The 4,776-nt window shown below is 55.2% G+C and carries 9 protein-coding genes; 1 reads left to right on the top strand and 8 read right to left on the bottom strand.

The features are described 5' to 3' along the window. The 3 genes from K5905_RS27690 to K5905_RS27700 form a co-directional block, all read right to left on the bottom strand. On the bottom strand, positions 1–357 hold a 357-nt coding region (locus K5905_RS27690), incomplete at its 3' end, for a hypothetical protein (RefSeq protein ID WP_297590364.1). Between the two features lie 7 nt (positions 358–364). After that, on the bottom strand, positions 365–1,333 hold the full coding sequence (locus K5905_RS27695) for a phage tail tube protein (RefSeq protein WP_297590366.1): 969 nt from the start codon (positions 1,331–1,333) through the stop codon (positions 365–367). Positions 1,334–1,349: 16 nt separating this feature from the next. Beyond that, a complete protein-coding gene (locus tag K5905_RS27700; RefSeq protein ID WP_297590369.1) occupies positions 1,350–1,532 on the bottom strand; it encodes a hypothetical protein in 183 nt (60 codons plus the stop codon). A 63-nt stretch (positions 1,533–1,595) separates the two neighbouring features. Here K5905_RS27700 and K5905_RS27705 point away from each other — a divergent pair, with 63 nt between their 5' ends. Next, entirely contained in the window at positions 1,596–1,913 is a 318-nt protein-coding gene (locus tag K5905_RS27705) for a hypothetical protein (protein WP_297590371.1), read from the top strand. On the opposite strand, the gene K5905_RS27710 is transcribed toward K5905_RS27705, so the two are convergent. The 5 genes from K5905_RS27710 to K5905_RS27730 all read right to left on the bottom strand — a co-directional run. After that, a complete protein-coding gene (locus K5905_RS27710) occupies positions 1,879–2,325 on the bottom strand; it encodes a hypothetical protein (protein WP_297590373.1) in 447 nt (148 codons plus the stop codon). The two genes, K5905_RS27705 and K5905_RS27710, sit on opposite strands and share 35 nt — an antisense overlap. Beyond that, positions 2,322–2,963, bottom strand: a complete 642-nt coding sequence (locus K5905_RS27715; protein WP_297590374.1) for a DUF6441 family protein — start codon at positions 2,961–2,963, stop codon at positions 2,322–2,324. The genes K5905_RS27710 and K5905_RS27715 overlap by 4 nt, the downstream gene beginning before the upstream one ends. A gap of 48 nt (positions 2,964–3,011) precedes the next feature. Next, positions 3,012–3,314 carry a hypothetical protein gene (locus K5905_RS27720; protein WP_297590376.1) on the bottom strand — a complete coding sequence of 101 codons (303 nt, stop codon included), beginning with the start codon at positions 3,312–3,314 and terminating at the stop codon, positions 3,012–3,014. Between the two features lie 11 nt (positions 3,315–3,325). Continuing rightward, positions 3,326–4,375 (bottom strand): major capsid protein, encoded by a 1,050-nt coding sequence (locus K5905_RS27725; protein ID WP_297590377.1) that lies wholly within the window; start codon positions 4,373–4,375, stop codon positions 3,326–3,328. A 91-nt stretch (positions 4,376–4,466) separates the two neighbouring features. Beyond that, positions 4,467–4,776 (bottom strand): head decoration protein (locus tag K5905_RS27730; RefSeq protein ID WP_297590379.1); only part of this gene is annotated, 310 nt, incomplete at its 5' end.

The raw sequence follows: 4,776 nt of genomic DNA on the forward strand, positions 1-4,776 counted from the left end.
ACGATAAGAGGGGTCTAGAAGGAAAAGACCGATGTAAGTCCGATCAAGTGGTGCCGGGTCGCCTGTTTCAACCTCAACACCTTTCCATTCTTTGACGACGCGCTCGAACACAAGCGCAAGGGTCAGGAAACTGGAAAGCCCGAGCGCATCTTCCATTTCGGTCACGTCCAGACCACCGATTTCATTCAGGCCAAACTCGCCGAAAGCGGAGTTACCGGCAATCAAGCCTGCAATGAGGTCACTCGCTTGCGTTTCCGCCTCTTCAAGATCGAGCGAATTGGCGGTGCGCATGGTGACGGTGATGCCATCAGGAAACTCTTGCTCCTGATGGTCAACTTTCTTCTGGCTAAGGCGCACTCCCATATCAGTAGGCCGCGATCTGGTTGGTCACCGTCACGGTCAACATCGGTGCGCTGTCTGTTTGTTCAGCGCGCCAGTTGAATTCGGCTTCCAGACCACCAGGACCACTAATCGGTGCAAACGGAGCGCGCTCAAATCGAACCGCAGGCATTGCGAACAGCATCTTGGCAGTCGCGGAGATTTCGAATTCAAGCTCCAAGGCGACCGGATCGCCCGCAGCCATGATGTCATAATAGGCATCATTGACGTAACGAACCCTATTAGAACCGCCCAAAGTCGCGTCCTCATCCAACGTGTATCCGGCGAGATACTCATCGCTGGTCATGGATTCGTCGGGGGTCGGATTGTTCTGGTAGTTGAACGATCCACCAAGGAAGTTTGCCGCATCGACGCTGTTGATCCGCATCAGGCCGGTCGAGGCAGGCACCTGACCGAGTGCGAGCTGCGCCACAGGCACTCCGCCTCCGGTCGCAGCAAGCTTGTTCTGGCTTCGCCCAACCAGGGAGATAGTTGCCTGACGGAAACCTGCACCCCGCGCCGTGTCGAATGAGAATGCGCTCGCAAGATAACCGACATTCTGGAAGAACGCAGCACCTGCACGCTTTTCAACTTCAATCGTGCGATACGGCAAAACCTCTTTACCGCTGGTAAAGACATGGGTGTAAGGACCGGCACCGCTGGTCACGCCAGCCCCGAACAACATGGTCAGCCAATAAGGCAGATGGTTGACATCCATTGGCACCACGATATCGCCGCCCGCCGTTATCAATCCCGGTGCAGGGCTTGTCTGGTCCCGATTGTTGGTCCGCGCAGTGCCGAGCAGCGGATCAGATTCCAGCGGCTCCGCCTCGCCTAGATTCTCCGTATAGAATGGCGTTGATATATAATTTCCGGTCGCGATTGAGGCAAAGTCTGCCTGATCGCCAAACAGCATGTTTGCGGTCTTACCGCGCGGTGTTGCACTCGTTGCCATGGATCAGATCTCCGGTTCAGGACTTGGCAGCGACGTCGAGATCGCGACCGGTTGCAGGGCGAATCTTCGCGCCCAACTGGTCTGCCTGCGTCTGTGTCAGGGTTTGAATGCTCCCCTTGCGCCCGATGTCGGACACGGTTTCGAGCAGCACAAAGGGTTTACCGGCCTCTGCGGAGGCGGCATCGCGTTTGCGTGTCATAGCGTCTCTTGCCTTCCAATGATTGCGTGAGATACGCTCCGGTCGTTCAACCGGAGGATGAAGATGGGCCCTATTCTTGTTTATCTTGCCGCGCCGATCCTGGTCGGAATCTTGGCGCAGAAATGGAAAGGCCATACGGGCGCGCTGTGGGGCTTCCTCACATTGCTGCTGATGATTGTTGTTTGGTTTTTTGGCGCGGCAAGCGGCGCTTTTTTGCAAAGGAACGTCCAGGCTGCAAACCTTGAAGATTTACAACTGATTGTTTCGTTGACGGTCAGCAGTATCGCTTTCGTGATAATGGCGTTGATCGTTGCCACTCTGCCCAACCGAAAAGAACTCAGCTTCTCTAATAGGGAACATCTGAAGAAAATTCGCAGGTAATCTCGACAGTCGCTCCTCCCGCTTCGGGATCTGCGTCCGTCGATTGGTCCAATCGGTCAAGACCGGTAATTTCCCAGGTCGCAACGCTTCCTGTCGACGCCTCCAGCGCTAGATGGACCTTCGACAGGATCGCTTTCAGAGCAGCACGGCGTTCGGCATCGGTCGAGGCCTTGACGATCAACTCCAATAGCGCTGTCTGCCGCATTTGATACGGTTCTGCTCCGCCAAGCATTTCAGCCGTCCGGGAGAGATCGCCGTCAACCATGTTGCCGTAAGCGTCTGCACCGGTGTCCAGCGCCTGAAAGGCATCGTCCAGGGTTTCGTTTCTAGCAATATCCGGTACGTCTGCCTCTGCTGTCGCCAGATCGGTCAAAACACCGTGCAACGCTGTCAATACGTCGTCAGAACTCATTTTCCCAACCTTTCATGCAAACGGCGCGTGATGAGATTCGGATAAAGGCGACGCAGGGTTCTCTCAATTGAAGAAACATTCAGCCTTTTGGAGAGACGTACCTGCTTCACAAGCACATACATTAAGACCTTCTCGGACTTGATCCGGCCCTTTTCTTTCACACGACGGGAGCCTTTTCGCTTACCTCTTGATTTTCGAAAACCATCCGGGGCAAATAAGTAAAGGTTTTCCCTACCGTTCCATGATGCCCCTGACTTCGAAAAGACCTCCAGGCTATCGTTTCCAAAGGTCTCTATGAACTCATCCGCAGACATCTTGCGTCCGCGAGAACCCCGCCTGCGGCTTGAAGGCGCATAATCCGTTGGAATGGCAAGCCAGCCCGCCCTGTCTTTCGACCGGATCGTCTGCCCCTCATCAAACGCACGTATGATGTCTGGCGCTTTTGAGATTACTCGAGCCGCAGGCTCCATTGTCTGCACACCGCGCCTGGGAAAGACATCATGCCGCCATGCATTGGCGACTTTTTTGCCTAACCCCGCAGATGTTGTTTGCTGCCGAAAACGCCTTTTGCCCAGGATAGCGACATCTTCAGTGGCCAGCCGGAGGGCGACCGAAACTTCCTTTTCTTCGGCGTCCAAGTGCTTTTGCAGATCGCCGACAAGCGCCAAACGGAGATCGGTCATGACTTAACTCGCAGAAACCTTGAAGGACCAAACCAATCGAGCCGTGTCGGATAAGGTCGGCTGCGATGAAATCTTGTACGTTGTTGCGCCAACCGTGAATGATTGGCCCTTGACCGGCGTCACCTCCGAGGCCCGTACCCTCATGGCGGAATTTCGTCCGACCGGGCGCGACCTGCCACCAAAATCAAGCGCCTCATCGTCATCCGACGCAAACAACACCTTGCACGGAACCGCACCGTACAAGCCGTCAACGCCGAGTCTTTCGAACACGGCGTCAACTGCTCTTTTCGCAAAGTCAGAACTCATGTGAGATCCGCTTAGTCGGAGGACATCAGTTCAACCAGACACTCCGGCTGTTTCCAGACAGACAGACGGTTGGTCTGCGACTTCACTTCGACACCGGCACCGTGCTTCAACACTTCCGTCGACACATAAATCGGGTCGGAAGCATCGGGTGCAACGTTGACCATATCGATGTGGTGCACCGGCCCCTGGAAGGTCTTGGACATTTCCTGTGTCCCTGCGGGGTATGCATGCCCCTTGCCAGCTTCAATGATGGGCTCAGAAGTAAGTTGCCCACTTGTGCTGCGAACAGGGAACGACCCTTTGTATTCCCGGACACGGATATCACCGAAGTCGAAGATGCGCCCCCAATTCCCACCAAGATCCGCGCGCAGGAACTTCTGCAACCCAGGCGCTTGTTCGGTCTGAATCCAGAACTTTTCCACTTTGGGGTGCTGAATGAACCTGTTGAACATCGTTGGCGAAATCAGAGCTTCGACACCAGACATCGTCTCGCCCTTGAGATTTGTCTGGATGTGATCGCCAATCTCCTCAAACTTCTCAACCATGTCGGTGTCAGCCGTTCCAAGTTTCAGGTCAATGACCTTCTTGGTGATCCCGAACACACTATAAAGATCGTAGAGGGTGCGGCCACGACCATCCTTGATCAAGCCGCGCATCGATCCCATACGGATATACTCAAGTGTGATTGAGTGATTTTTGCGGATGCGCGACAGACGTTTCGCCAATTCTGCGTCAAGGTTCCGTGCCTGCAGCACGCCATTGACAACCTCGACAATACCCGCAAGATCCTCCGGCGTGATCGTTTCCAGGTGGGGAAAATGCGGGATCTGCAGGATTGTCCCGCCCACATTGTCCTGTTCCGTGAGCTGACCTGGTGAGCCCGGCTCCTCGGCAGCGAGAACAACAATCTGACCATCGCGATAATCAATACGAACAAGGCGCGATCCGACCGGCTCTGACGGAGAGATGTCAAGAGCGTTCAAGTAACCGTAGTTGTTCGGAATGCGGTTGACCTCTTCGGTCACATCCACGTTGGTATAAGGGAGAAGAATTTCCGGCATTGCCTTTTACTCCTGATCGGTTCCGGCCCAAACCGGAAGGCATAAGAAAAAGGCCGGCAATGCCGGCCATGATTTTTGTTGAAAACAGGGCTTAAGCGGTGCGGACCAGGATGCTCTGTTTTTCCAGCGCTTCGAGCGCCGTGGCTTTCTGTTCGTCCGTAACACCGTCAGGCCAGACGATCCCTGCCTCGAAGCACAGGACCTGACGACGCAGGGCGATCAATCCGATCTCGAGGTCGACACCGTCTTGCGCCTCGGCTGCGTTGGCGGCAATCGCCCAAGGGATTTCGGAGCCATCGGTCCCGTCCGGGTCCCAGGCCACGACCTTGCCAGCGTCGGGATTGATGTCATCCCGCGTCACGGTAATTTCAAAACGGTCGCCCGCGACAAAGTCGGCAGCG

Source organism: Roseibium sp. (assembly GCF_025698965.1).
Classification (GTDB): domain Bacteria; phylum Pseudomonadota; class Alphaproteobacteria; order Rhizobiales; family Stappiaceae; genus Roseibium.